The sequence below is a fragment of the Streptomyces sp. NPDC036764 genome, assembly GCF_055609385.1.
Map to the genome: position 1 here is coordinate 1,389,297 of NZ_JBVJPT010000001.1, position 24,142 is coordinate 1,413,438.

22 protein-coding genes are annotated in these 24,142 nt (G+C 71.2%); 14 read left to right on the forward strand and 8 right to left on the reverse strand.

Annotation, left to right across the window (positions count from 1 at the left end; all coding sequences use genetic code 11):
- Positions 1 to 85: 85 nt before the first annotated feature.
- Complete coding sequence (locus tag ACZ69Q_RS06020) at positions 86 to 901, forward strand: N-acetylmuramoyl-L-alanine amidase (protein ID WP_471037017.1); 816 nt, start codon at positions 86 to 88, stop codon at positions 899 to 901.
- 70 nt (positions 902 to 971) lie between these two features.
- Here the strand turns inward: ACZ69Q_RS06020 and ACZ69Q_RS06025 are convergent, their stop codons facing one another.
- Entirely contained in the window at positions 972 to 1,673 is a 702-nt protein-coding gene (locus tag ACZ69Q_RS06025; protein WP_471037020.1) for a FadR/GntR family transcriptional regulator, read from the reverse strand.
- Positions 1,674 to 1,836: 163 nt separating this feature from the next.
- On the opposite strand from ACZ69Q_RS06025, the gene ACZ69Q_RS06030 reads away from it, so the two are divergent.
- From ACZ69Q_RS06030 to ACZ69Q_RS06060, 7 genes are all read left to right on the forward strand, one after another.
- Positions 1,837 to 2,907: a sugar ABC transporter substrate-binding protein gene (locus ACZ69Q_RS06030; RefSeq protein WP_471037023.1), complete on the forward strand. Its 1,071-nt coding sequence runs from the start codon at positions 1,837 to 1,839 to the stop codon at positions 2,905 to 2,907.
- Positions 2,904 to 4,406, forward strand: a complete 1,503-nt coding sequence (locus ACZ69Q_RS06035; RefSeq protein WP_471037027.1) for a sugar ABC transporter ATP-binding protein — start codon at positions 2,904 to 2,906, stop codon at positions 4,404 to 4,406. Before ACZ69Q_RS06030 ends, ACZ69Q_RS06035 begins: the two co-directional genes overlap by 4 nt.
- Positions 4,399 to 5,424, forward strand: coding sequence for an ABC transporter permease (locus ACZ69Q_RS06040; protein WP_471037030.1), 1,026 nt, complete (start codon positions 4,399 to 4,401; stop codon positions 5,422 to 5,424). The genes ACZ69Q_RS06035 and ACZ69Q_RS06040 overlap by 8 nt, the downstream gene beginning before the upstream one ends.
- Positions 5,425 to 5,462: 38 nt before the next feature.
- Positions 5,463 to 6,812, forward strand: a complete 1,350-nt coding sequence (locus ACZ69Q_RS06045; RefSeq protein ID WP_471037033.1) for an L-fuconate dehydratase — start codon at positions 5,463 to 5,465, stop codon at positions 6,810 to 6,812.
- Positions 6,809 to 7,564, forward strand: coding sequence for an SDR family NAD(P)-dependent oxidoreductase (locus ACZ69Q_RS06050; RefSeq protein WP_471037037.1), 756 nt, complete (start codon positions 6,809 to 6,811; stop codon positions 7,562 to 7,564). The genes ACZ69Q_RS06045 and ACZ69Q_RS06050 overlap by 4 nt, the downstream gene beginning before the upstream one ends.
- Complete coding sequence (locus tag ACZ69Q_RS06055; protein ID WP_471037041.1) at positions 7,561 to 8,532, forward strand: aldo/keto reductase; 972 nt, start codon at positions 7,561 to 7,563, stop codon at positions 8,530 to 8,532. The genes ACZ69Q_RS06050 and ACZ69Q_RS06055 overlap by 4 nt, the downstream gene beginning before the upstream one ends.
- Positions 8,533 to 8,593: 61 nt before the next feature.
- The gene (locus ACZ69Q_RS06060; RefSeq protein ID WP_471037044.1) at positions 8,594 to 9,427 is read left to right on the forward strand and encodes an amidohydrolase family protein; all 834 of its coding nucleotides are present in this window, start codon (positions 8,594 to 8,596) and stop codon (positions 9,425 to 9,427) included.
- Here the strand turns inward: ACZ69Q_RS06060 and ACZ69Q_RS06065 are convergent.
- Positions 9,415 to 10,836: a lipase maturation factor family protein gene (locus tag ACZ69Q_RS06065; RefSeq protein WP_471037047.1), complete on the reverse strand. Its 1,422-nt coding sequence runs from the start codon at positions 10,834 to 10,836 to the stop codon at positions 9,415 to 9,417. The two genes, ACZ69Q_RS06060 and ACZ69Q_RS06065, sit on opposite strands and share 13 nt — an antisense overlap.
- Positions 10,837 to 10,973: 137 nt before the next feature.
- Between ACZ69Q_RS06065 and ACZ69Q_RS06070 the strand changes: the two genes are divergently transcribed.
- The 3 genes from ACZ69Q_RS06070 to ACZ69Q_RS06080 all read left to right on the forward strand — a co-directional run bounded on the left by ACZ69Q_RS06070 (position 10,974) and on the right by ACZ69Q_RS06080 (position 15,307).
- Positions 10,974 to 12,227: a DUF6777 domain-containing protein gene (locus tag ACZ69Q_RS06070; RefSeq protein ID WP_471037051.1), complete on the forward strand. Its 1,254-nt coding sequence runs from the start codon at positions 10,974 to 10,976 to the stop codon at positions 12,225 to 12,227.
- Between the two features lie 87 nt (positions 12,228 to 12,314).
- Positions 12,315 to 14,390 (forward strand): SpoIIE family protein phosphatase, encoded by a 2,076-nt coding sequence (locus ACZ69Q_RS06075; RefSeq protein ID WP_471037054.1) that lies wholly within the window; start codon positions 12,315 to 12,317, stop codon positions 14,388 to 14,390.
- A 53-nt stretch (positions 14,391 to 14,443) separates the two neighbouring features.
- Complete coding sequence (locus tag ACZ69Q_RS06080) at positions 14,444 to 15,307, forward strand: Fpg/Nei family DNA glycosylase (RefSeq protein ID WP_471037058.1); 864 nt, start codon at positions 14,444 to 14,446, stop codon at positions 15,305 to 15,307.
- A gap of 25 nt (positions 15,308 to 15,332) precedes the next feature.
- Here the strand turns inward: ACZ69Q_RS06080 and ACZ69Q_RS06085 are convergent, their stop codons facing one another.
- From ACZ69Q_RS06085 to ACZ69Q_RS06095, 3 genes are all read right to left on the reverse strand, one after another.
- On the reverse strand, positions 15,333 to 15,986 hold the full coding sequence (locus ACZ69Q_RS06085; RefSeq protein WP_471037061.1) for a zf-HC2 domain-containing protein: 654 nt from the start codon (positions 15,984 to 15,986) through the stop codon (positions 15,333 to 15,335).
- 151 nt (positions 15,987 to 16,137) lie between these two features.
- On the reverse strand, positions 16,138 to 16,653 hold the full coding sequence (locus ACZ69Q_RS06090; RefSeq protein WP_471037064.1) for a hypothetical protein: 516 nt from the start codon (positions 16,651 to 16,653) through the stop codon (positions 16,138 to 16,140).
- A gap of 146 nt (positions 16,654 to 16,799) precedes the next feature.
- On the reverse strand, positions 16,800 to 17,345 hold the full coding sequence (locus ACZ69Q_RS06095) for a sigma-70 family RNA polymerase sigma factor (protein WP_030952315.1): 546 nt from the start codon (positions 17,343 to 17,345) through the stop codon (positions 16,800 to 16,802).
- A gap of 213 nt (positions 17,346 to 17,558) precedes the next feature.
- On the opposite strand from ACZ69Q_RS06095, the gene ACZ69Q_RS06100 reads away from it, so the two are divergent.
- Positions 17,559 to 18,704 (forward strand): CapA family protein, encoded by a 1,146-nt coding sequence (locus tag ACZ69Q_RS06100; protein ID WP_471037069.1) that lies wholly within the window; start codon positions 17,559 to 17,561, stop codon positions 18,702 to 18,704.
- Here ACZ69Q_RS06100 and ACZ69Q_RS06105 read toward each other — a convergent pair whose 3' ends face one another.
- Positions 18,705 to 19,178, reverse strand: coding sequence for a MarR family winged helix-turn-helix transcriptional regulator (locus tag ACZ69Q_RS06105; protein ID WP_471037073.1), 474 nt, complete (start codon positions 19,176 to 19,178; stop codon positions 18,705 to 18,707).
- A gap of 57 nt (positions 19,179 to 19,235) precedes the next feature.
- Between ACZ69Q_RS06105 and ACZ69Q_RS06110 the strand changes: the two genes are divergently transcribed.
- The gene (locus tag ACZ69Q_RS06110) at positions 19,236 to 20,060 is read left to right on the forward strand and encodes an alpha/beta fold hydrolase (RefSeq protein WP_471037075.1); all 825 of its coding nucleotides are present in this window, start codon (positions 19,236 to 19,238) and stop codon (positions 20,058 to 20,060) included.
- A 21-nt stretch (positions 20,061 to 20,081) separates the two neighbouring features.
- Here the strand turns inward: ACZ69Q_RS06110 and ACZ69Q_RS06115 are convergent, their stop codons facing one another.
- Entirely contained in the window at positions 20,082 to 20,249 is a 168-nt protein-coding gene (locus ACZ69Q_RS06115) for a hypothetical protein (RefSeq protein WP_471037077.1), read from the reverse strand.
- 27 nt (positions 20,250 to 20,276) lie between these two features.
- Complete coding sequence (locus ACZ69Q_RS06120) at positions 20,277 to 20,738, reverse strand: universal stress protein (RefSeq protein ID WP_471037078.1); 462 nt, start codon at positions 20,736 to 20,738, stop codon at positions 20,277 to 20,279.
- A gap of 87 nt (positions 20,739 to 20,825) precedes the next feature.
- Between ACZ69Q_RS06120 and lysX the strand changes: the two genes are divergently transcribed.
- Positions 20,826 to 24,107, forward strand: coding sequence for a bifunctional lysylphosphatidylglycerol synthetase/lysine--tRNA ligase LysX (lysX, locus tag ACZ69Q_RS06125; protein ID WP_471037080.1), 3,282 nt, complete (start codon positions 20,826 to 20,828; stop codon positions 24,105 to 24,107).
- Positions 24,108 to 24,142 lie beyond the last annotated feature (35 nt).

Below are 24,142 nucleotides of genomic sequence, written 5' to 3' on the forward strand. Positions count from 1 at the left end.
GACGGCGGCGCGTCGGCGCGAGGCCGTCGGGAACTGCTTCCACACTCAAGGAGGTTGGCGTCACTCTCACGTCCCGGAGGCACATGTGAAGCTTGTCACGCGAGCTCAGCTCGGCTGGCCGAAGTCCGCCGCACCCACCCAGGCATCGGCCAAGGGCGTGAAGGTCCACTACGAAGGCGCACCGGTGAGCGTCAACCTTCTCGACAACCACGACCTCTGCATCGCCAAGTGGAAGCAGATCCGCGTCGACCACCTGGCGAACAAGAAGGAGAACTACTCGGACATCGCCTACAACTACGGCGCCTGCCCGCACGGCTTTCTCCTGGAGGGCCGCGGACTCGGCAGGCGCACCGGGGCGAACGGCGACCAGCCCCTCAACCGTGCCCACTACGCGATCATGGGCCTGGTCGGCTCGGAGGGGCTGACCGAGCCGACGGACGCGATGCTCGGAGCGATCCGCGACGGCATCGAGCTGCTGCGCAGCCACGGCGCCGGCAACGAGATCAAGGGGCACCGGGACGGCATCTCCACGGAGTGCCCGGGCAAGCACCTGTACGCCTGGGTGAAGAAGGGTGCCCCGCGCCCCGGCGGTTCGACGCCCGAGCCCGGCCCGCGACCGGTGGTCGACGTCTCGAAGACGGTCACGGCGGCCCTGCGCGACCCGGGCGAGGCGGGCGCACCCGTGTCGTACGCCGGTGTGAAGACCGTGGAGCAGGCCCTCGTCGCGGAGGGCCTCCTCGCCGCGAACCTGGCGGACGGCCACTTCGGCGCGGCGACCGTCGAGGCGTACGCCGCCTGGCAGCGCCGCTGCGGGTTCTCGGGCGACGACGCCAACGGCATCCCCGGCTTCACTTCACTGCAGAGGCTCGGACAGGAACACGGCTTCGACGTGACGCCGTAGGCCGGGCATGACAGGGGCCGTTCCCCTCCCCCGCGGGTGAGGGGAACGGCCTTGTGCGTCGTGGCGGTGCTCAGCCGCCGAGCTGCGCCCGCAGCCACTCCTCCACCTCGCCCACATGGGCGGCCGCCGCGGCCCGGGCCGCCTCCGGATCGCGGGCCACCAGGGCCCGGTGGATCGCGGCGTGTTCGCGGCGGGTGCGCTCGAAGGCACCCTCCTCCTGGTAGCCGCGCCAGACGCGGGCGCGGAAGGTGCGGGAGGACAGGCCCTCCAGGATCGCCGCCATCGTGTCGTTGCCGGCAGCCGCCGCGATCTCGCGGTGGAACGCCAGGTCGTGGGCGAGGATCTCCTCCGGGTCGTCCGTGGCGTTCATCGCGGTGAGGTGCTTCTCCACCTCCGCCAACTGGTCCGGCGTGATCCGCGCCGCCGCCAGGGCCGTCGCCGTCGACTCCAGGATGCGGCGCACCTCCAGCAGCTCCACCAGCCGCGGGCCCCGGGACAGATCGGCGACCACACCGAACGTCTCCAGCAGATCGCCGGCCTCCAGTTGGGTGACGTAGATCCCCGAACCGTGCCGGGCCTCCAGCACACCCAGCACCGTCAGCGCGCGGATCGCCTCGCGCACCGAGCTGCGGGAGATACCGAGCTGCGCCGCCAGATCGCGCTCGGTGGGCAGCCGCTGGCCGGGTTCCAGCCGCCCCTGCGCGATCATCGCCTTGATCTGCTCGATGGCGCGCTGCGTCACGGTGCCCTTCTGCGGGGCTGTCTCGTCCACGCCATTCCTCCACTCGCCGGGTGCGGCGCAGTCTAATCATCGAGGTGGTCGGACCACTATGGCGAGAAACCGCGATTTTCTGCTCCCGGAGGGTGTTGTTTCGTGGAAGTGGTCTGATAAATATGCGGCACCTGCTCGAACACGCTCAACGAGGAGCCGCCAGATGCCCGGCAGTGCAGTGCGGAAGCAGAACTCGTCACGGATCGTCGGCGCGATGGCTGCGGTCATCGGCGCCTCGCTCGTGCTCGCCGGATGCGGCAGCACCAAGGACACCGGCGCCGCCGGCGCCGAAGGCGGCGGCAGCGGGAAGGTCGGAGTGATCCTGCCCCTGCTGACCTCGCCGTTCTGGCAGTCGTACAACGACTACGTGCCGAAGATGGCCGACTCCGAAGGCGTCGACGCGCTCAAGACGGTCAACTCCAACAGCGACCCCTCCCAGCAGATCACCGACATCAACAACCAGCTCAACCAGAGCGTGAAGGGCCTGGTCGTCGCCCCGCTGGACAGCGCGGCCATCGAGGCCGGCCTCGACCAGGCCGAGCGCAAGGGCGTGCCGGTCGTCGCCGTCGACGTGGCGCCCGACAAGGGCAAGGTCGCGATGGTGGTGCGCGCCGACAACGTGGCGTACGGCGAGAAGGCCTGCCAGTACCTCGGTGAGCAGATCCCCTCCGGCAAGGTCGTGCAGATCATGGGCGACCTCGCCTCGGTCAACGGCCGGGACCGCTCCGAGGCCTTCCGGGCCTGCGTGAAGAAGAACTTCCCGAAGCTCAAGGTCCTGGAGATACCGGCCAAGTGGGAGTCCGACACCGCGGCCTCCAAGCTGGACACCCTCCTGAACGCCAACCCCGACATCAAGGGCATCTACATGCAGGCCGGCGGCGTCTACCTCGCCCCGACCCTGCAGACCCTGAAGTCCAAGGGAATGCTGAAGAAGGCCGGACAGGACGGGCACATCACGATCGTCTCCAACGACGGCATCCCGCAGGAGTACGACGCCATCCGCAAGGGCGAGATCGACGCGACCGTCTCCCAGCCCGCCGACCTGTACGCCAAGTACGGCATGTTCTACATCAAGGCGGCGATGGAGGGGAAGACGTTCCAGCCCGGCCCCACCGACCACGACTCGACGATCGTCAAGCTGCCCAGCGGCATCCTGGAGGACCAGTTGCCCGCCCCGCTGGTCACCAAGGACAACGTCGACGACCCCAAGCTCTGGGGCAACACGGTCAAATGACGACGCCACTCGCCCAGGCGCGGGACATCGTCAAGCGCTACGGCCCCACCACCGCCCTCGCCGACGGACGCCTCACCGTCCTGCCCGGCGAATCGCACGCCCTCGTCGGCCGCAACGGCGCCGGCAAGTCGACCCTGGTCAACATCCTCACCGGACTCCAGGCCGCCGACGAGGGCGAGGTCCGCTTCGACGGCGAGCCCGCGCCCCCGCTCGCCGACCGCGACGCCTGGCGCCGCAAGGTGGCCTGCGTCTACCAGAAGCCCACCGTCGTCCCCGAGCTGACGGTCGCCGAGAACCTGTACATCAACCGGCAGCCGCTCAACCGCGGCCTCATAAGCTGGCGCAAGCTCCGCTCGGAGGCCGCCGAACTCCTCGCCACCTGGGACGTGCACGTCGACCCCGAGGCCCGCACCGCCGACCTCAAGGTCGAGGACCGTCAAATGGTGGAGATCGCACGGGCGTTGAGCTTCGGCGCCCGCTTCATCATCCTCGACGAGCCCACCGCGCAGCTCGACAAGCGGGAGATCGAGCGGCTGTTCACGCGCATGAGGGCGCTCCAGGACTCCGGCGTCACGTTCCTGTTCATCTCGCACCACCTCCAGGAGGTGTACGAGGTCTGCCAGACCGTCACCGTCCTGCGCGACGCCCGCTGGATCACCACCGCCCCGGTCGCCGAACTCCCGCGCCGGGCCCTGGTGGAGGCCATGGCGGGGGAGTCGCTCGAGGCCATCGCCGAACAGGCCGTGGACCCGCAGGACGTCGACCGCGACGCCCCCGTCCTGCTCGAAGCGCGCGGCCTCACCTCACCGGCGTACGAGGACATCGACCTCACCGTCCGCCGCGGCGAGGTCGTCGGGCTCGCCGGGATCAGCGGCAGCGGCAAGGTGGAACTCGCCGAGTCCTTCGCGGGACTGCACACCCCGACCGGCGGAACCGCTCGACTCGGCGGCGAGCGGCTGCCGTTCGGCGACGTGCGGGCCGCCCTCGAGGCCGGCGTCGCCTGCGTGCCCCGAGACCGGCACGACCAGGGCCTCATCGCCGGCATGACCATCGGCGACAACGCCACCATGAGCGTCCTGGAGCGGCTCGGCCGCTTCGGGTTCGTCGGCACCGAACGCAAGCGCGGCCTCGCCACCGCCCTCATCGAACGCCTGGACATCCACACCGAGGGCCCCGACCAGCCCGTCTCCGACCTGTCCGGCGGCAACGCGCAGAAGGTCGTCATGGCCCGCGCGCTGGCATCCGACCCACGGCTGCTCGTGCTGATCAACCCCACCGCGGGCGTCGACGTGAAGTCCAAGGAGTCCCTGCTGGCCCGGGTGGACAGCGCCCGTGAGGACGGCATCGCCGTGCTCGTCGTCTCCGACGAACTCGACGACCTGCGCCGCTGCGACCGCGTCCTCGTCCTGTTCCACGGCCGTGTCGTCGCCGAGCACCCGGCGGGCTGGCGCGACCACGAGCTGATCGCCTCCATCGAAGGAGTGGACCACCATGGCTGACACCAAGGCCCCACCGGCCCTGCCCGTGAAGGTGCCGGACGCCCGTGCCGCCAGGACCGTCCTGCTCCGCCGTGCCCGCGAACTCGCCCTGGTCCCCGCGCTGTTGCTGCTCCTGGTGCTCGGTGCGGTGGTCAACGACTCGTTCCTCACCGAGCGGAACCTGATCTCGATCCTCGGCGCGTCCGCCGCGCTCGCGATGGTCGTGCTGGCCGAGTCGCTGGTCCTGATCACCGGCAAGTTCGACCTGTCCCTCGAATCGGTCGTCGGCATCGCGCCCGCCGTCGGGGCGCTCCTCGTGCTGCCCGCCGCGCAGTCCGGGTGGGGCACCGAACTCCCCGCCGCCCTCTCCCTGCTGGCGATCCTCCTGGTGGGCGCGGCCGTCGGCGCCTTCAACGGCATCCTGGTCGTGAAGTTCAAGCTCAACGCGTTCATCGTCACGCTCGCGATGCTGATCGTCCTGCGCGGACTGCTCGTCGGCGCGACCAAGGGCAAGACGCTGTTCGGGATGCCCGAAAGCTTCTACTCCCTGGCCACCACGACCTTCATCGGCATCCCGATGTCGGTGTGGCTCGCGGCAGCCGCCTTCGCGTGCGCCGGGTTCGTGCTCAAGTACCACCGCATCGGACGCGCGCTGTACGCCATCGGCGGCAACGCGGACGCCGCCCGCGCGGCCGGTATCCGGGTCGAGCGCGTGATGCTCGGCGTGTTCGTCGTCGCGGGCACCCTCGCGGCCGTCGGCGGGATCATCCAGACCGGCTACGTCGGCGCGATCAGCGCCAACCAGGGCAACAACATGATCTTCACCGTGTTCGCGGCCGCGGTGATCGGCGGGATCAGCCTGGACGGCGGCAAGGGCACCATGTTCGGCGCCCTGACCGGCGTACTCCTGCTGGGCGTGGTCCAGAACCTGCTCACCCTCGCCCAGGTCCCGTCGTTCTGGATCCAGGCCATCTACGGCGGAATCATCCTGATCGCCCTCATGATCGCCCGTGTCACGACGGGTCGGGCCCAGGACTGACCACGGCCGCCAACCGCCCCTTGACGGAAAGGACTTCAGTGTCCCAGGCCCCCGGCACCCCCACCCGTGTAACCGCGGTCGACACCTATGACATCCGCTTCCCCACCTCGCGCGAGCTCGACGGCTCCGACGCGATGAATCCGGACCCCGACTACTCGGCCGCGTACGTCGTGCTGCGCACCGACGCGGCGGACGGCCACGAGGGGCACGGATTCACCTTCACCATCGGGCGGGGCAACGAGGTCCAGGTGGCCGCGATCGAGGCGCTGCGCGGCCATGTCGTGGGCCGGCCCGTCGACGAGCTGTGCGCCGACCCGGGGATCCTCAACCGCGACCTGATCGGCGACAGCCAGTTGCGCTGGCTCGGCCCCGAGAAGGGCGTGATGCACATGGCGATCGGCGCGGTCATGAACGCCGTGTGGGACCTGGCCGCCAAGCGGGCTCACAAGCCCTTGTGGCGGCTCCTCGCCGACGCCGACCCGGAGTGGATCGTCCGGCAGATCGACTTCCGGTACATCACCGACGCGCTCACGCCCGAGCAGGCTCTCGCCTTGCTGCGCCGGGGCCGCGAGGGCGTTGCGGAGCGCACGGCCCACCTGCTGGAGCGCGGTTACCCCGCCTACACCACCTCCGCCGGCTGGCTCGGCTACGACGACGACAAGCTCGGCCGGCTCGCGGCCGCGGCCGTCGCCGACGGCTTCCGGCAGATCAAGCTGAAGGTCGGCGCCGACCTGGAGGACGACGTACGGCGCTGCCGCGTCGCCCGCGAGGTCGTGGGGCCGGATGTCCGCATGGCCATCGACGCCAACCAGCGCTGGGACGTGGCCGAGGCGATCCGCTGGACCAAGGCGCTCGCCGAGTTCGACCCGTACTGGATCGAGGAGCCCACCAGCCCCGACGACGTCCTCGGCCACGCGGCCATCCGCGAGGCCGTCGCCCCGGTGAAGGTGGCCACCGGCGAGCACGTGCAGAACCGGGTCGTCTTCAAGCAGCTCCTCCAGGCCGGCGCCCTCGACGTCCTCCAGATCGACGCGGCCCGGGTCGGCGGCGTCAACGAGAACCTCGCGATCCTGCTGCTCGCCGCCAAGTTCGGCGTACCGGTCTGCCCGCACGCGGGCGGCGTCGGGCTGTGCGAACTCGTCCAGCACCTGTCGATGTTCGACTACGTGGCGGTCACCGGCACCACCGAGGACCGGGTCATCGAGTACGTCGACCATCTGCACGACCACTTCCTCGACCCGGTGGTGATCAGGGAAGGTCACTACACGGCACCCGCCGCGCCGGGCTTCTCGGCCGCCATGCGGCCCGAGTCGATCGCTCGGTACACGTTCCCGGACGGCGCCTTCTGGGCCGCCGACCGCGATGAGAAGAAGGGGCACGCGGCATGAGCGACTTCGACGGTCTCAAGGCGCTGGTGACGGGAGGCGCCTCCGGCATCGGCCGGGCCACGGCCGAACTCCTCGCCGCGCGCGGCGCCCAGGTCGCCGTCCTCGACCTGGACCCGTCGTCCGTCGACAAACCCCTGCTCGGCTACCGCGCCGACATCGCCGACGACGCCTGCGTACGCGAGGCCGTGGCGGCCGCCGTGGCCGACCTCGGCGGACTGGACGTGCTGATCAACAACGCCGGCATCGGTGCCCTGGGCACCGTCGAGGACAACGACGACGCCGAGTGGCACCGGGTCATGGACGTCAACGTTCTCGGCATGGTCCGGGTCTCCCGCGCCGCCCTTCCGCACCTGCGCGCGTCCGCGCACGCGGCGATCGTCAACACCTGCTCCATCGCCGCCACGGCCGGGCTGCCGCAGCGGGCGCTGTACAGCGCGAGCAAGGGCGCCGTGTACTCGCTCACCCTCGCCATGGCCGCCGACCACGTCCGCGAGGGCATCCGCGTCAACTGCGTCAATCCGGGCACGGTGGACACCCCCTGGGTCGGCCGCCTCCTCGACGCCGCGGCCGACCCGTCCGCCGAACGCGCCGCGCTGGCATCCCGCCAGCCCACCGGCCGCCTGGTGTCGGCGGCCGAGATCGCCGGCGCCGTCGCCTACCTGGCGAGCCCGCTCTCCGGCGCCACCACCGGCACCTCCCTCGCCGTCGACGGCGGCATGCAGGGGCTGCGCCTGAGGCCGGTCGGCCGGTGAACCGGCTCGGTCGCACCGACGTCGAGGTCAGCCCGCTGGCCTTCGGCGGGGCCGCCCTGGGCAACCTCTACAGCGAGGTCGGCGACGAACAGGCGCACGAGGCCGTGGCCGCCGCCTGGGATGCGGGCATCCGCTACTTCGACACGGCCCCGCACTACGGCCTCGGCCTGTCCGAACGGCGCCTCGGCGGCGCGCTGCGGGAGTACCCGCGTCAGGCGTACACGATCTCGACCAAGGTCGGCCGCCGTCTGGAGCCGGTGGCGGACGCGACGGGCGACGACCTGGCCAACGGTTTCGCCGTCCCCGCCGACCGGCGCCGCGTCTGGGACTTCAGCGCGGACGGCATCCGGCGCACCCTCGACGCCAGTCTGGAGCGGCTCGGCCTCGACCGCGTCGACGTCGTCTACCTCCACGACCCCGACGACCACGCGGAGCAGGCCTTCCGCGAGGGCTACCCGGCGCTGGAGAAGCTGCGCTCCGAGGGTGTGGTGGGCGCGATCGGCGTGGGGATGAACCAGACCGAGATGCTCACCCGCTTCGTCACCGACACCGACGTCGACGTGGTGCTGTGCGCCGGCCGCTACACGCTGCTGGATCAGAGCGCGCTGGATGATCTGCTTCCCCTGGCAGTCGAGTGCGGCACTTCCGTCGTCGTCGGCGGCGCGTTCAACTCCGGCCTCCTGGCGGATCCGAGACCGGACGCGACGTACGACTACACCCGGGCGCCGCGGAAGCTGCTGGACCGCGCACTGGGCATGAAGGCCCTCGCCGACCGCCACGGCATCACCCTGCGGGCCGCCGCCCTCGCCTTCTGCGCCGCGCACCCGGCCGTCGCGAGCGTCCTCGTGGGCGTCCGGTCGGCCGACGAAGTCCGCGACTGTGCCGAGCAGTTCGCGACGGAGGTGCCGATGGCGTTCTGGCAGGAACTGCTGGAGTCCGGCCTGCTGTCCGACAAGGAAGCGTCATGAGAGCAGCCCCGCACACCAAGGTCCGCGCGGACGCCGGGCTGTCCGTCGTAGGGGAGCTGCCGTGACGATCGTCGACGCCCACCACCACGTGTGGGACCTGTCGGTGCGGGACCAGGACTGGATCACCGGGCCCGAACTCCGGCCTCTGCGAAGGAACTTCACCGTCGCCGACCTCGCCCCCGAGGCGCGGGCGGCCGGAGTCGGCCGTACCGTCCTCGTCCAGACGATCACCGTGCCCGAGGAGACCCCGGAGTTCCTGGCGCTCGCCGCCGAGCACGAGCTGATCGCGGGCGTCGTCGGCTGGACCGACCTCACGCGCCCCGACATCGCCGATGAACTGGCCCGGCTGCGGGAGCTGCCCGGCGGGCGCTACCTCAAGGGCATCCGCCACCAGGTCCAGGGCGAAGCGGACCCTGAGTGGCTGCTGCGCGCGGATGTACGGCGCGGTCTGGCGGCCGTGGCCGAGGCGGGCCTGGTCCACGACCTCGTGGTGCTGCCCCACCAGCTCCCCGTCTGCGCCAAGGCGGCCGCCGACCTCCCCGAACTCACCTTCGTCCTGGACCACTTGGGCAAGCCGCCGATCGCCTCCGGCGCCCGCGAACCCTGGACCCGTGACGTCCGTGCCCTCGCCGCACTCCCCAACACCGTCTGCAAACTCTCCGGCATGGTCACCGAGGCCGACACGGCGGCCTGGACGGTGGCCGACCTGCGCCCGTACGCCGACGCGGTACTGGAGGCATTCGGCCCACGGCGCCTGATGTTCGGCTCGGACTGGCCGGTGTGCACCCTCGCGGCGACCTACGGTCAAGTCCTCGCCACAGCACAGGAACTGACCGCGGAGGCCGACCGCCGGCAGATCTTCGAGACGACCGCCACTCGCGTCTACGACCTCTGAGCCACCCCGGCCAGCCTGGTCGGCGGCAGATACTCGCGCACGTACGTCCGTTCCCAGCACGCGCCCGTCTCCCGCAGTTCCCGCCAGGTCGTGTACCGGTAGCGGAAGAGGCGGGCGCGGATGTGGCGTGGTGGGTCGTCGGGTGGGAACGGCGAGCGGCGCAGCAGCTTCAGGGTGTCGCGGTCGTTCTCCAGGAGCCGCTCCACCAGGGCCCCGAACCACGGGCCGGCGTAGGCGGGCGACAGTGCGGCGAACCACATCAGCCAGTCCAGCCGCAGATGGTACGGCGCGAACTGCCGTGGCCAGCGGCGGGGATCGCCCGGCTTGCCCTTGAACTCGTACTCCCGCCAGTCCGAGTCCGCGCGCGGCACGTCGTCCGCCGTCCCCTCGATGACCACCTCGTAGCGGATCCTGCTGACGCTGCCGAACGCGCCGTAGGTGTTGACCAGATGGAGCGGGTCGAAGGAGCGGTTCATGACCTGACGGCGGGAGATCATGTTCGCGACCGGGTGGTAGCTGAGGAACAGCAGCAGCGCGGCGACCGCCAGGACCACCACCTCGTACCACAGCGGTGCGTCCGGCACGGACGGCTGATCGCCCGGGAGCCCCAGCGCCGACAGGGCCAGAACGATGGTGATCCAGTTCAGCCAGGAGAAGTTGCCCGACAGCACCAGCCACAACTGGGTGACGATCATCAGGGTGGCGGCGGCCGTCGCGATCGGCTGCGGGGTGAAGAGCAGGATGGGCACGACGAGTTGGGTGAAGTGGTTGGCGGCCACCTCGACGCGGTGCACCGGCTTCGGCAGATGGTGGAAGAACCAGCTCAGCGGGCCCGGCATCGGCTGGGTCTCGTGATGGTGGTCCAGGCAGGTCAGCTTCCGCCAGCAGGCGTCGCCGCGCATCTTGATCAGGCCCGCGCCGAACTCGACGCGGAACAGGATCCAGCGCAGCAGGAACAGCACCACGACCGGCGGCGCCACCTCGTCGTTGCCGAGCAGCACGGCGAGGAAGCCGACCTCCAGCAGCAGCGACTCCCAGCCGAACGAATACCAGGTCTGGCCGACGTTGACGATCGACAGGTACAGCGCCCACGGGACCAGCCACAGCAGCATCGCAGCCCACAGAGGCACCACCGAGTCGAGCCCGGCCAGCAGTGCCGCCGACACCGCGCAGCCCGACCAGGCGCAGCTTGCGAAGAACCGGTCCGAGTAGTGCAGTTGGAACAGGCTCGGAGCCGCTCTGAAGCGCACCTGCGCGACGAAGCGCGGCACGGGCAGCATCCCCCGCTCGCCGATCAGCGCCCGGAACTGAAGGGCCGCCGTCAGGAACGCGACGAGGTACACGCCGGCCAGAGCCCGCTGGAAGACCAGCCGGCTCGTCCAGTAGTCCGGTGCGACGAACCAGTCCACGGCCGTACGCCTCCTCTCCTCATTGTCGCGCCACGCGCCCCAGGTGACTCTCCGTATACCACTTCTCCGCTTGCGTAACCCATGCGAGTGAAGCAGACAATGGTGACGAATTTCCCGACAACCGGCGGGAGGACGTGGTGCGGACACCCACCCGATCACCCATCCGAACCATCGTCACCGCCTGCGCGCTCTCGGCGGCGCTCCTCTTCGCCGGCTGCGCCGGCGGCATTGACGCGAACACGGCATCGAGCGGCGAGGTCTTCCTCCAGCCCGCGGCGGACCGGGGCCCGGATCCCTTCACGGACTCCACGGCGACCGCCGCGGCAGCCGCCGCGCCCCTCACCCGAACGCCGCAGCCCGCCCGGTCGGGGCTCACCGGGCCCCGGTCCCTGTCCGGCGAGACGCCCGGCCTGTACGGCGGCACCCGCGGATCCGGAAGCTGCGACGTCCAGCGGCAGATCGACGCCCTTGCCGCCGACCGGGCCAGGACCCGCGTCTTCGCCCAGGCCTCGGGTGTTTCCCAGGCGTCGATCCCGGGCTATCTGCGCGGACTGACCTCGGTCGTGCTGCGGGCTGACACCCGGGTCACCAACCACGGGTTCCGCGACGGGGTGGGCACCGGCTACCAGTCCGTCCTCCAGGCGGGCACCGCCGTCCTCGTCGACCAGCACGGAGTACCCCGCGTCCGCTGCGCCTGCGGCAACCCGCTCGCCCCGCCCGTCGGCACCCGCGGCGAGACGGGCGTCGGCGGCCGCGGGTGGTCCGGATACCGGCCCGGCCGGGTGGTCGTGGTGGCACCGGCGACCCAGGTGGTCACCGACATCACGATCATCGACGTCGTCGACAACACCTGGATCGAGCGGCCCGTCGGCCATCGGGGCCACGACCACGACCATGTCGTACCGCCGGCGAAACCGACGCCGTCCCACCGGGACCCGCACGACCGCCCATCCGGCGACCGGCCCGGACAGGACAGCGGCACGCCCACGCACGAGAGCGCGTCCCCGTCCGGCGAGCCCACCTCCCCGGACAGGACGCCCGCCGACTGCGTGACCCCGGACGTCACCGTCACCCCCGGCGCCACGGACGACACCCAGGCCAAGGCCCCCTCGGACCCGGGCCGCCGGGCCGGCGACTGCCCCACGGCCACCGCCACCCCCACGGCGCCGCCCTCGTCGGCAGACCCCGGCAGCACGCGCCCCTCACCCGAAGAGCCCAGCGCCCCCGGCTCCCGTACCGAGCCGGAGACCTCCCCGGGCTCCTCGGAGGAGGTCGGCCCCGAGGCCGTCCCGGACGGCCCGGACGCGCCCGACGGCGGTGGGCTGATCCCCGACGACCCGGGCGCCACCGACAGCATCTTCGGCAGTCCCACCGACGTCTTCGCCGGCTGACCGGCACCCGGACGAGAACCGGGCGCCGAGCGAGGACATCGCGTCGCCCCAGTCGAAGAATCCGGCAAACCCTGGCAAGGTGGGCCCATGGTTGATCGGGGAGCGAGCGCCCTGTCACTCCCGGACGACTGGCCCGCCCACCCGGACCCGATCCTGGCGCTCAATCGCATGGGCACCTTCGACTGGGACCTGGACAGCGGCGTGTTCCACATGGACGCCCAGGCCCACGAGGTCTTCGACCTGCGCCCCGACGAGTACGACGGCAACCCGATGACCCTGGCGATCAGGGTGCCGCGGCCGGAGGGCTACCGGCTGGACGGCCTGGTCTCCCAGGCCATGAAGGACGGCAGCGAGAACTACGGCGCCTACTTCCGCATCCGCTGCCGTGACGGCACCCTGCGCTGGACCCACACCCAGGGCTACATCCGCCGCGACGAGACCGGCCGGCCGCGCCGCATCGTCGGCATCGTCCGGGACGCCACCGACGAGCTCGCCGAACGCGAGGAGCGGCGCGAGCAGGCGGCCGAGGACGAGGCACGGCGCCAGCAGACCAGCGTCGTGCAGATCACCACGGCCGCCCTCGCCCACGCCCGCACCATCCAGGACGTCATCGACATCCTCAAGGACACCCACGGCCTGACCCACCTCGGTGCCACCAGCCTCGTCATGGGCCTCGTCGAGGCCGGCCGTATCCGGCTGGTCGCCGAGGGCCCCTCCGGCAGCTTCGTACCCGGGACCCTGATCACCCGAATAGACGAGCAGTACCCGATGAGCGAGGTCGTACGGACCCTCAGCCCGCGGTTCATCGAGTCGCCGGAGGAGTTCGCCGACAGCTACCCGATCCTGTGGCCGCACATCACCGACCTGCACATCACCTCCGCCGCCTACATGCCGCTGATCGCACAGGCCAGGCCCATCGGGGCCATCGGCCTCCTCTACAGCGACCGGCGCGGCTTCTCCCCCGAGGACCGCAACGTGCTCGTCGCCCTCGGCAGCAGCATCGCGCAGAGCCTGCAGCGGGCCATGTTCTACGAGCAGGAGAAGGACCTCGCCTCCGGCCTCCAGCAGGCCATGCTGCCGCGGACCATCCCCAGCGTGCCCGGCGCCGACGTCGCCGTCCGCTACCGCTCCGCCTCGCTCGGCCGGGACATCGGCGGCGACTGGTACGACCTGATCCCGCTGCCGGGCGGCCGGGTCGGCGCCGTCATCGGCGATGTCCAGGGCCACGACACCCACGCCGCCGCCGTGATGGGCCAGCTCCGCATCGTCCTGCGCGCCTACGCCGCCGAGGGGCACACCCCGGCCACGGTGATGGCCCGCGCCTCGGTGTTCCTGCACGAGCTGGACACCGACCGTTTCGCGACGTGCCTGTACGCCGAGGCCGACCTGTCCACCGGTGTCGTGCAGGTGGTGCGGGCCGGCCATATCGACCCGCTGATCCGCGAGCCCGGCGGCGCCTGCCGTCGGATCTCCGTCGAGGGCGGGCTGCCGCTCGGCCTGTCCGCGGAGTTCGGGCAGCTCGAATACCCGGTCAGCACGATCGAGCTGGACTCCGACCACACCCTGCTGCTGTGCACCGACGGCCTGGTCGAACAGCCCGGCACCGACCTGGACGACGGCATGCAGACCCTCACCGCGCTCATCGCCACCGGCCCGAAGGACGTACGCGACCTCGCGGACCACCTCATCGACGTGGCCGAGGAACGCGGCGGCGACGACGACGTGGCCCTGCTCCTGCTGCGCCGCCGCGTCCTGGACGCCCCGCAGGCCGGCGGCCGCCTCCAGCAGCACGTGGCGCCCGGCGACCCCGAGGCCCTGACCGCGGCCCGGCACATGATCCGCGCCGCCGTACGGGCCTGGGGAGCGGCCGACCGGGCGGACGAGATCGAGCTGGTCGCCGACGAGCTCATCACCAACGCCCTGATGCACACCGAGGGCTCGGCCGTGGTGACCCTGCGGGTCCTCGCCGGCCCCGAGCGCCGGCTGCGCGTCGAGGTCGAGGACTCCTCCAGCGCCCTGCCGCGCCGCCGCGAGGCAGGGGAGTCGGGTGTCTCCGGCCGTGGGCTGCTCCTGGTCGACCTGCTCACGGACGTGTGGGGCGTGGAGGCCCGGGGCGGCGGCAAGGCGGTGTGGTGCGAGTTCGCGGTGCCGGCGCGGTCCTGAGGCACCCGAGGGAACCACCCGGCACTGTCGGCGCCGGATGGCACTCTGGACGTATGCCGGAACTGCCCGAGGTCGAAGCGCTCAAGGACTTCCTGACCGAGAACCTGGTCGGCCACGAGATCGTGCGGGTGCTGCCCGTCGCGATCAGCGTCCTCAAGACGTACGACCCGCCGGTCACCTCCGTCGAGGGCCACGAGGTCACCGCCGTGCGCCGGTACGGCAAGTTCCTGGACCTGGCGACGGCCGGCGGCCCGCATCTGGTGACCCACCTCGCCCGCGCGGGCTGGCTCCAGTGGAAGGACCGGCTCCCGAGCGGTATGCCCCGCCCCGGCAAGGGCCCGCTCGCGCTGCGCGTCGCCCTGGAGACCGGCGCCGGCTTCGACCTGACGGAGGCCGGCACGCAAAAGCGCCTCGCGGTGTACGTCGTGCAGGACCCGCAGGAGGTCCCGGGCGTGGCGCGGCTGGGCCCGGACCCGCTCGCCGACGACTTCGACGAGACACGGTTCGCGGGACTGCTGAAGGGCGAGCGCCGCCAGATCAAGGGCGCCCTGCGCGACCAGAGCCTCATCGCCGGGGTCGGGAACGCCTACAGCGACGAGATCCTGCACGCGGCCAGGATGTCGCCGTTCAAGCTGGCGGCGACCCTGACCCCGCAGGAGACGCAGCGGCTGTACGAGGCGCTGCGGACGACCCTCACGGAGGCGGTCGAGCGTTCGAGGGGACTTGCGGCCGGCCGGCTCAAGGCGGAGAAGAAGAGCGGCCTGCGCGTCCACGGCCGCACCGGCGAGCCCTGCCCGGTCTGCGGCGACACCATCCGCGAGGTCTCCTTCAGCGATTCCTCGCTCCAGTACTGCCCGACCTGTCAGACGGGCGGGAAGCCGCTGGCGGACCGGAGGATGTCGCGGCTGCTCAAGTAGCCGGAACCGGCGAGGGGGGCGAGCGCTAGCGGGGCATGAGCGTCACCAGATGCTCGCCGTCGGCCGTGCGCACCTCGTAGCGCGCGATCTCGTCGGTGTGCATCGCCGACGCGCCCGTCATGGTGTTCTCGCGGGCGTCGTGGTGGGCCGCGGACCAGCTCGTCACGGTCTCCTGCGAGCCGTCCCGGCCGATGGCGATCAGATGACAGGGGCGCGGACCCGCGCCGTCCTTCACCTTCAGCTCCACCTGGCTGCCGTACATCTCGTTCTCGGTCGTGACCTGCGCCCACACCCCTGACCGCTCGTCCGTCGCCTGGACGACCTGGACGGATCTGTCGTCGCCGCCCGCCATGATCGCGATGCCGGGGGCGGCGAGCGCGATCACCACCGACGCGGCCACGGCGTACAGGGTGCGCATGCGCCGGGCGCGCCGGCGCACCGCCACCGCTTCGAGCAGCCGGTTCAGCAACTGCGGGCCCGGCTTGGCCATGGGGCTCACGAACTGGGGCGTGGACCGTCGGTACAACATCAACTGGCGGGTGACGGGCCCGAACTCGGTCACGTGTGCCGCACAGCGGGGGCACTCCATGAGGTGGTCCTCGAAGCGGAACGCCTCCGCTTCGGTCAGCACGCCGAGCGCGTACGCGGCGACGTCGCGATGCCTCTCCAGGGACCTCATGCCGAATCCTCGTGCCGTTGGGTGTGGGGTGTGTTACTCCTTGCGCCCACTGGTACGCACCAGACAGTCGAATCACTCAAGCCACTTGGAGAATCGCAACCAAGGGATTCGGAGCGGTCGGCGTCGAGGATTGGTCCGAGGAGAAAAGAACTTAAAAAAGGTGGATGGCGAGGTGCCCGAGCGGCAGTCCGAGCTGCCACGCCGGTGTCCACACCTTCGGTCCCTCGTCCTCTCCGACCAGCGCACCGCCGCCCGGCACGGCGTTCAGGTCGGGTGCCAGCAGCTCGGTCTCCTGGAGCCAGCGCCAGGCCGCCTCGGCGAGTTCCAGGTCGGGCGCGGGCCCGCCGGAGTCGGCCGCCTCGGCCGCGAGGCCCGCCATGCGCTCGCGCACCCAGTCCTGCCACGGCTGGTCGTAGGCCGTCAGCGAAAGCCAGGTCTCGAGCTGGGTGATCACCCTGATGCCGGAGAGCTCGCCGTCGGTGTCGGACAGGAAGATGGTCAGCGCCAGGGCGTCGCGCCCGGCGCGGAACTCGAAGGACGTCGGCGGCATGAGATCGCCGGTGCGCAGCAGCTCGTCGGCGATGTACTCGGCGTACAACCACGCCATGGGGACGGCCAGTTCACCGCCACCGGTGCCGTCCGTGCTCTCCTGACCTCTGTGCAGCATCCCTTCCTGCCTTCCTCCGGTGAGTGCGTTGCCCTACCCCGGGGCCGTGGGCCCTTGCCCAATCCGGAACACGGATGAGGACAGCCGATTACTCAACCGGGGTGTTCAGCAAGGCGCTTTACGGAGGTTTGACTCAGCCTTCGGTTTCACCGCAGGTCGGCCGCGTATCCGGGAAGCACCCGACGCAGGGCCCGCAGCGCGTAGTACGCGCGGGACTTCACCGTACCGGGCGGGATACCAAGGGTTTCCGCGGCCTCCGCAACACTCGCCCCTTGGAAGTACACGAGCACCAGGACTTCACGGTGCTCCGGAGTGAGTGTCTTCACAGCCTCGCGGACGTCGAGCATCTCGGCGGCCCGCTCGGCGTGGTCGGAGATCACGCGCGCGTTCTCCAGGATCGCGTCCCCGACCTCCGGCGGCCGTGCCTGCCGCGCCCGCCGCGCGTCGATCGCGAGGCGCCGCCCGACGGTCAGCAGCCAGGGCCGCACCGAGTCGAAGTCGTCGGCGCGCAGGGCCTCGGGATGCTGCCAGGCGCGCACCAGCGTCTCCTGCACGAGGTCCTCGGCGCGCTGCCGGTCGCCGTCGCAGAGCCGGAGCAGGAGCGCGAAGAGGGGCCGGCCGTGCTCCCGCTGCAGTGCGGCGAGCTCGTGCTCGGCGGTCGTCCCGTTCGTGAGGGTGGTTCCGGCCGTCATGGCCGTATGGCATCGCAGGTGGCAGTTCCGGGACAGGGAGCGCGCAGGGATCTGCGGCGGACGGTCGATCGCGTCGGCGAACGGTTCGGTGAACGGTCCCTTCCGCAAGCCGGGTCGGGCCGGACGGGCTAATGGAAACGGTGGGATTGTTTGCGAGCGTGCTCTATTTCGTACCTATTTTGGTGCGTATATACGACCGCAAGGGGTGAGCTGATGATCGCACGCAGTCGGCTTGTGGCCATCGCCGTCATGGCCGTGCTTGCCGCAGGTGCCGCCTGCCAGGCCCACAACCGCGAGGCCTCGGGCCGTCCGGCACCCTCCGCCGGCACCCGTGGCTTCACCCTCGTCGCCTCCGGAGACGTCCTCCCGCACACCGCGATCATCGATCGCGCCCGCTTCGACGCGGGTGGCAAGGGGTACGACTTCCGACCGATGTTCGCCGGCGTACGACCCGTGGTCTCCCGCGCCGATCTGGCGCTGTGTCATATGGAGACCGTCTACGGCGAGAACGGCGACTACACCGGCTACCCCCTGTTCAAATCACCGCCGGAAGTGGCGCGCGGCCTCGCCTCCGCCGGCTACGACGGCTGCTCCACCGCCTCCAACCACAGCCTCGACGACGGCGCCGCCGGCATCCTGCGCACGCTGAACGCCCTCGATCAGGCGAAGGTGAAGCACGCGGGCACGGCGCGCACGGCGGGCGAGGCGCGCAGCGTGACCGTGCTGCGCGCGGGCCGCGCCAAGGTCGCGCATCTGGCGTACACCTACGGCGTCAACGACTTCCCGCTGCCGCCCGGGCAGCCCTGGGCGGTCAACCTGATCGACCGGGAGAAGATCGTCGAGGATGCCCGTGCCGCCCGGAAGGGGGGCGCCGACGTGGTCGTCGTGTCGATGCACTGGGGCACCGAATGGCAGGACACGCCCGACGAGGACCAGTTGAACCTGGCCCGCGCTCTCACCTCCGCCCGCTCCGGCGACCGCCCCGACATCGACCTGATCCTCGGCACCCACGCCCATGTCCCGCAGGCGTACGAGAAGGTGAACGGCACCTGGGTGGTCTACGGCATGGGCGACCAGGTCGCCGGCGCGATGTACAACCACCAGGGCGTGCAGGACCCGCGCGGCAACCAGTCCACCCTCGCCCGCTTCCGCTTCGATCCGCCCGCCCGGGCCGGCGGTCGCTGGGAGGTGTCGAAGGCCGAGTTCGTCCCGCAACTGTTCGACATCGACGCCGGCCGGGTGCTCAACCTCAACCAGGCCATCGCCAAGGGCGCCGAACTGCGCGGCGTGCGCGACCAGATCCGCGAGGTCGTGCTCAGCCGTGGGGCGGGCGACGACGGGCTGGTGATGGGGGAGTAGTCAGTCCACGTCCCCGTGGTCGAAGGTCTTCAGCATCTCCTTCAGCACGCGCACGCACGCCTGGAGCTCGCCGTCGGTCAGCTCGCCGCCGACCTGCCGGTTCAGGGCGTGCTCGCGCGCGAGGATCGCGGTGATGACGGCCTCGCCCTCGTCGGTGATCCGGATCAGCGAGGACCGCTGGTGCGCGGGATTGGGTGTGGCCTCGACCCAGCCCCTGGCCGTCGCGTCGTTCACCATGCGCTGCACGAACTGCCGGGTCAGCGTCATGACCCGGCCCATCTGGGGCACCGTCATGGGTCCGTACCTGTGCAGCAGCGCCAGCACGGAGCGCACGCCGACGGACACCCCCTCGACCTCTTCGCCCTGTTCGAGCTTGCGCAGGCCGCGCCGGTAGAGCGCGCCGATCAGATCGAACACCTCGCTGACCCGGTGGCCGAGATCGTCGGGGGAGAGGGGCTTGGGGGAGTCGTTCACCGGGCCATCATGACACCTGGGTTGCCAAATTGCTCGAAGAATGACACCTTGGTTGTCATGACGACAGCGACGAAAGCTTCGGACCTGCGCACCTTCGCCTCAGCCGACGGCGACCTCGCCTACCTCGACACCGGCTCCGGGGACCTCGTGGTCCTCCTTCACTCCGGTTACGTCGACCACAGGGTCTGGCACGCCCAGATACCGGCCCTCGCCGCCGGGCACCGCGTGATCGCCCCGGATGTACGCGGCCACGGCTCCTCCGCCAACGCGAGCGAGCCGTTCCGCTGGGCCGACGACCTGGCCGCCCTGCTGCGCCACCTCGACGCGGGCCCCGCGGTCCTCGTCGGCCTGTCCATGGGCGGGCTGATCGCCACCAACACCGTGCTGGAGTACCCGGAACTCGTCCGCGCCGTCGTCACCTGCGGTGCCGCGACCGGGGAGTTCCAGTACACGGACTCCTGGACCCGCCGGCTCCAGGCCGAGATGGCCCAGGCCCTGGAAGCAGCGGACATCGACGGCTGGCTCGACGCCTTCGTGCAGGTCCTGCCCGGTCCGCAGCGGACCCTCGCCGACGTCGACCAGGACAGCCTGCGCCTGATCCGGGACATGGCGCGCGGCACGCTCGCCAAGCACACCCCCGGCGAGAAGGACTGGTTCGTGCCCGTGCCGGACACCTTCGCCCGCGCGGCGGAGATCACCGCGCCGCTGCTCACGCTCAACGGCGGCCTGGAACCCGCCGACATGCTCGCGGCGGCCGAGCGCCTCGCCGGCACCGTCCGCGACGGCCGCGCCGAGGTAGTCGACGGCGTCGGCCACTACCCCAACCTGGAGAAGCCGGAGGTCTTCAACAAGATCCTGCTCGACTTCCTGCGAACCCTCTGAGCCCCGCCGCCGCCTGTCGGCTCAGCGTGCGACCGGGTAACTCAGGTCCAGCACGCTGAGCGACGCCGGCTCGAAGGCGCCGTCCTCCCAGCGGAACCAGACGGGGCGCACCGTCGGTCCGTTCGCCGCGATGCGCGCGGTCAGCGGCCGCTGGAGGAAGGCGTCCGCATCGAAGTCATGAGAAGCCATGATGAGTCATCACCCGGATCCATGCCCCTACGGCACCACCGTCACCGGCCAGCGCCCCGCCTTCACCAGCCGGATCGCGACGGAACCCACGATCCGGTGCCCGGCCTGCTCCGAGGCGCCCACCACCACGGCGTCGGCCTTGAGGTCGTCCGCCGCCGTCACCAGGCCGTTGTAGGGGTCGCCCTGGAAGGTGTGGAACTCCCAACGGACGTCGAATATCCCCTTGAGGCGCTCCGTGGCCTCCCGGATGTAGGCGATCAGGGACTCGGCGATCTCGTTGGTCGTGTCCGCGACCGGCGCCCCGAGCGCCGCGCCCGCCGTCATCACCGGCTGCACGTACACGACGGCGAGCAGAGCGTTCTGCCGTCGGGCCAGGCCACCGGCGTAGGCCGCCGCGCGCAGCGAGGAGTCGGAGCCGTCCACCCCGACCACGATGACCTTGGGCCCGTCCGTGCCCCGCTCGAACTGGTGCGAGTGCTGTTCCGTCACGGCAGGAGGCTATCGGAAGCCCCAGGTCCCGCTGCCGGGCGGGACGCTCGACGGGCGAGGAGGCGTGGGGCTTCCTACAGTCGGAACATGAGTGCCACCGTGGAGGCCGCGCGGGACAAGGACGCCACAGGCCCGGCACGGCCACCCGGACACGGCCTGATGAGCAGGGTGCCGGAGGGTTTCGCGACCTTCTTCGGCGCCCTCGGACTGCTGTGCGTCCTGCTCGCCCTGATCCCGCCGCTGCGGGTCGCGCTGCGCCCCGTCGTGCGCGCCCTCGACCAGATCATCGTCCCCGTCAGCGCCAACCTCGCCTACGCCGTCTTCCTCTTCCTGCTCGCCGCCGCGACGGCCGCCCGCAAGAAGATCGCCTGGTGGCTGGTCGTCGTCTATCTGGGCCTGCTCGTCCTCACCGACATCCTCGGCACGGTCATCGGCGACTACTCCGACTCCGTCCCGTCCCTCATCGTGTGCGGCCTCGCCCTCGCCCTGCTGATCGTCGCCCGGGGGGAGTTCTACGCCGCCTCCCGCAGAGCGGCCGTACGAAGAGCCCTCGGCGTCCTGCTCGTAGGGCTCGTCATCGGCATCCTGATCGGCTGGGGACTCGTCGAACTGTTCCCCGGCACGCTGCCGCAGAGCCAGCGGCTGGCCTGGGCCGCCGACCGGGTCTGCGGCGGTCTCGTCTCGGGCACCACCTACGACGGACGGCCGCCGCGCCCCCTGTACTTCCTGCTCGGCCTGTTCGGCGCGCTCGCCCTTCTCAACGCCGCCGCGACGCTGTTCCGCTCGCAGCGCATGGAGGCGGCCCTGCACGACGACGAGGAGGCCCGCATCCGCGCCCTCCTCAAGGCCTACGGCGACCAGGACTCGCTCGGCTACTTCGCCACCCGGCGCGACAAGGCCGTCGTCTTCTCGCCCAGCGGCAAGGCCGCCGTCACCTACCGCGTCGAGGCCGGCGTGTGCCTCGCCAGCGGGGACCCGGTCGGCGACCGGGAGGCCTGGCCGCACGCCATCGCCCTCTGGCTGGCCGCGGCCCGCCGGCACGCCTGGGTGCCCGCCGCGATGGGCGCCTCCGAGGACGGCGCCACCGCCTACGCCCGCGCCGGACTCGGCGCCCTCCAGCTCGGCGACGAGGCGATCCTGCGACCACAGGACTTCGACCTCGACGGCCGCGACATGCGGGTGACCCGGCAGGCCGTCCACCGTGTCCGCCGCACCGGCGCCCACTGCCGTATCCGCCGCCACTCCACCCTCGGCGAGGCGGAGATGGAGGAGGTGATCCGCAAGGCCGACGCCTGGCGGGACACCGAGACCGAACGCGGCTTCTCCATGGCCCTGGACCGCCTCGGCGACCCCGCCGACGGCGACTGCCTCCTCGTGGAGGCCCTCGGCGAGGACGGTCGGCTCCTCGCCCTGCTGTCGTTCGTGCCCTGGGGCCGCGACGGCGTCTCCCTGGACCTGATGCGCCGTGACCGCGCCGCCGCCCCCAACGGCGTCATGGAGTTCATGATCGCCGAAGTGTGCGACGCGGCACCCAAGCTCGGCATCCGCAGGATCTCCCTGAACTTCGCCGTCTTCCGCTCGGTCTTCGAGGAGGGCGCCCGCATCGGCGCCGGACCCGTGCTGCGGCTGTGGCGCCGCCTGTTGCTGTTCTTCTCCAAGTGGTGGCAGCTCGAGGCCCTCTACCGCTCCAACGCGAAGTACCAGCCCCAGTGGTTCCCCCGCTTCATCTGCTACGGCGAGGCCGCCTCCCTCGCCCGCATCGGCATGGCGTCCGGCATCGCCGAGGGATTCGTCTCCGTACCGTCGCTGCACAAGCTCCGCAGGAAGGGGCACCCGAGGAACGGGCCCCGCCCCGCGACCACCGAAGGACTGCCCTCGCTGGCGGCGCTCGGCCTCGAAGGAGGGGACGAGGCCGGGGCGGCCGGGCCGGACGCGGGCCTGCCCGAACAGGTCCGCGTCCGGCACCACACCCTGGACCGGCTGCGCGCCGAGGGCGTCGACCCCTACCCGGTCGGCATCCCGGCCCGCACCCACGCCCTCGCCGAGGTCCGCGCGGGCGAACAGGTCACCGTCGCCGGCCGGATCATGCTGGTCCGCGACTTCGGCGGCCTCGTCTTCGCCGTGCTGCGCGACTGGTCCGGCGACCACCAACTCGCCCTCACCCGCAAGGACTCCGGCGCCGCCCTCGACCAGTTCACCGCCGACACCGACATCGGCGACCTGATCAGCGCCACCGGCCTGGCCGGCGTCAGCGACAAGGGCGAACCGACCGTCTTCGTCACCTCCTGGCAGCTCATCGGCAAGTGCCTGCGCCCACTGCCCGACAAACGCCGCGGCCTCGCCGACCCCGAGGCCAAGGTCCGCATGCGCTATCTCGACCTGGTCTCCAGCCCCGCCGCCCGCGACACGGTCCGCGCCCGCTCCACCGCCGTCCAGGCGCTGCGCCAGGGCCTGCTGGAGCGCGGCTATCTGGAGGTCGAGACACCGGTGCTCCAGCAGATCCACGGCGGCGCCAACGCCCGCCCCTTCACCACCCACATCAACGCCTACGACCTCGACCTCTATCTGCGCATCGCCCCCGAGCTGTATCTCAAGCGGCTGTGCGTCGGCGGCCTGGAGAAGGTCTTCGAGATGGGCCGCACCTTCCGCAACGAGGGCGTCGACTACAAGCACAACCCCGAGTTCACGATCCTGGAGGCCTACCAGGCGTACGCCGACTACGACGTGATGCTCGACCTCGTGCGCGAGCTGATCCAGGGCTGCGCGCGGGCCGCCTTCGGAACGCCGGTCGCCCACAAGGACGGAAAGGAGTACGACATCTCCGGGCAGTGGCCGGTCAAGACGGTGTACGGCGCGATCTCCGAGGTGCTGGGCGAGGAGATCGACCCCGACACAGAGCTGCTCAGACTGCACCGGTACTGCGACCGCGTCGGTGTGCCGTACGTCGCCGACGACGGTCACGGCGACGTGGTCCTGGAGATGTACGAGCGGCTCGTCGAGGAGAAGACCCACCTGCCGACCTTCTACAAGGACTTCCCGACCGACGTCTCCCCGCTCACCCGCCAGCACCGCAAGGACCCGCGGCTCGCCGAGCGCTGGGACCTCGTCGCCTTCGGCACCGAACTGGGCACCGCCTACTCCGAGCTCACCGACCCCGTCGAACAGCGCCGCCGCCTCACCGCCCAGTCCCTGCTCGCCGCCGGGGGAGACCCCGAGGCCATGGAGCTCGACGAGGAGTTCCTCGACGCCCTCGAATACGCCATGCCGCCCACCGGCGGACTCGGCATCGGCGTCGACCGGCTGGTCATGTTCCTCACCGGCCTGACGATCCGGGAGACCCTGCCGTTCCCGCTGGTGCGCCGCCGTTGAACGGTGCCACGAGCGGCCGATGGAGCAGGTCCGTG

Coding starts and splice junctions, on each gene's coding strand:
- ACZ69Q_RS06090 (WP_471037064.1), bottom strand. CDS start 16,653: ATGCTGCACAGAGGTCAGGAGAGCACGGACGGCACCGGTGGCGGTGAA.
- ACZ69Q_RS06040 (WP_471037030.1), top strand. CDS start 4,399: ATGGCTGACACCAAGGCCCCACCGGCCCTGCCCGTGAAGGTGCCGGAC.
- ACZ69Q_RS06080 (WP_471037058.1), top strand. CDS start 14,444: ATGCCGGAACTGCCCGAGGTCGAAGCGCTCAAGGACTTCCTGACCGAG.
- ACZ69Q_RS06100 (WP_471037069.1), top strand. CDS start 17,559: ATGATCGCACGCAGTCGGCTTGTGGCCATCGCCGTCATGGCCGTGCTT.
- ACZ69Q_RS06085 (WP_471037061.1), bottom strand. CDS start 15,986: ATGAGGTCCCTGGAGAGGCATCGCGACGTCGCCGCGTACGCGCTCGGC.
- ACZ69Q_RS06050 (WP_471037037.1), top strand. CDS start 6,809: ATGAGCGACTTCGACGGTCTCAAGGCGCTGGTGACGGGAGGCGCCTCC.
- ACZ69Q_RS06075 (WP_471037054.1), top strand. CDS start 12,315: ATGGTTGATCGGGGAGCGAGCGCCCTGTCACTCCCGGACGACTGGCCC.
- ACZ69Q_RS06030 (WP_471037023.1), top strand. CDS start 1,837: ATGCCCGGCAGTGCAGTGCGGAAGCAGAACTCGTCACGGATCGTCGGC.
- ACZ69Q_RS06110 (WP_471037075.1), top strand. CDS start 19,236: ATGACGACAGCGACGAAAGCTTCGGACCTGCGCACCTTCGCCTCAGCC.
- lysX (WP_471037080.1), top strand. CDS start 20,826: ATGAGTGCCACCGTGGAGGCCGCGCGGGACAAGGACGCCACAGGCCCG.
- ACZ69Q_RS06115 (WP_471037077.1), bottom strand. CDS start 20,249: ATGGCTTCTCATGACTTCGATGCGGACGCCTTCCTCCAGCGGCCGCTG.
- ACZ69Q_RS06035 (WP_471037027.1), top strand. CDS start 2,904: ATGACGACGCCACTCGCCCAGGCGCGGGACATCGTCAAGCGCTACGGC.
- ACZ69Q_RS06095 (WP_030952315.1), bottom strand. CDS start 17,345: ATGACGGCCGGAACCACCCTCACGAACGGGACGACCGCCGAGCACGAG.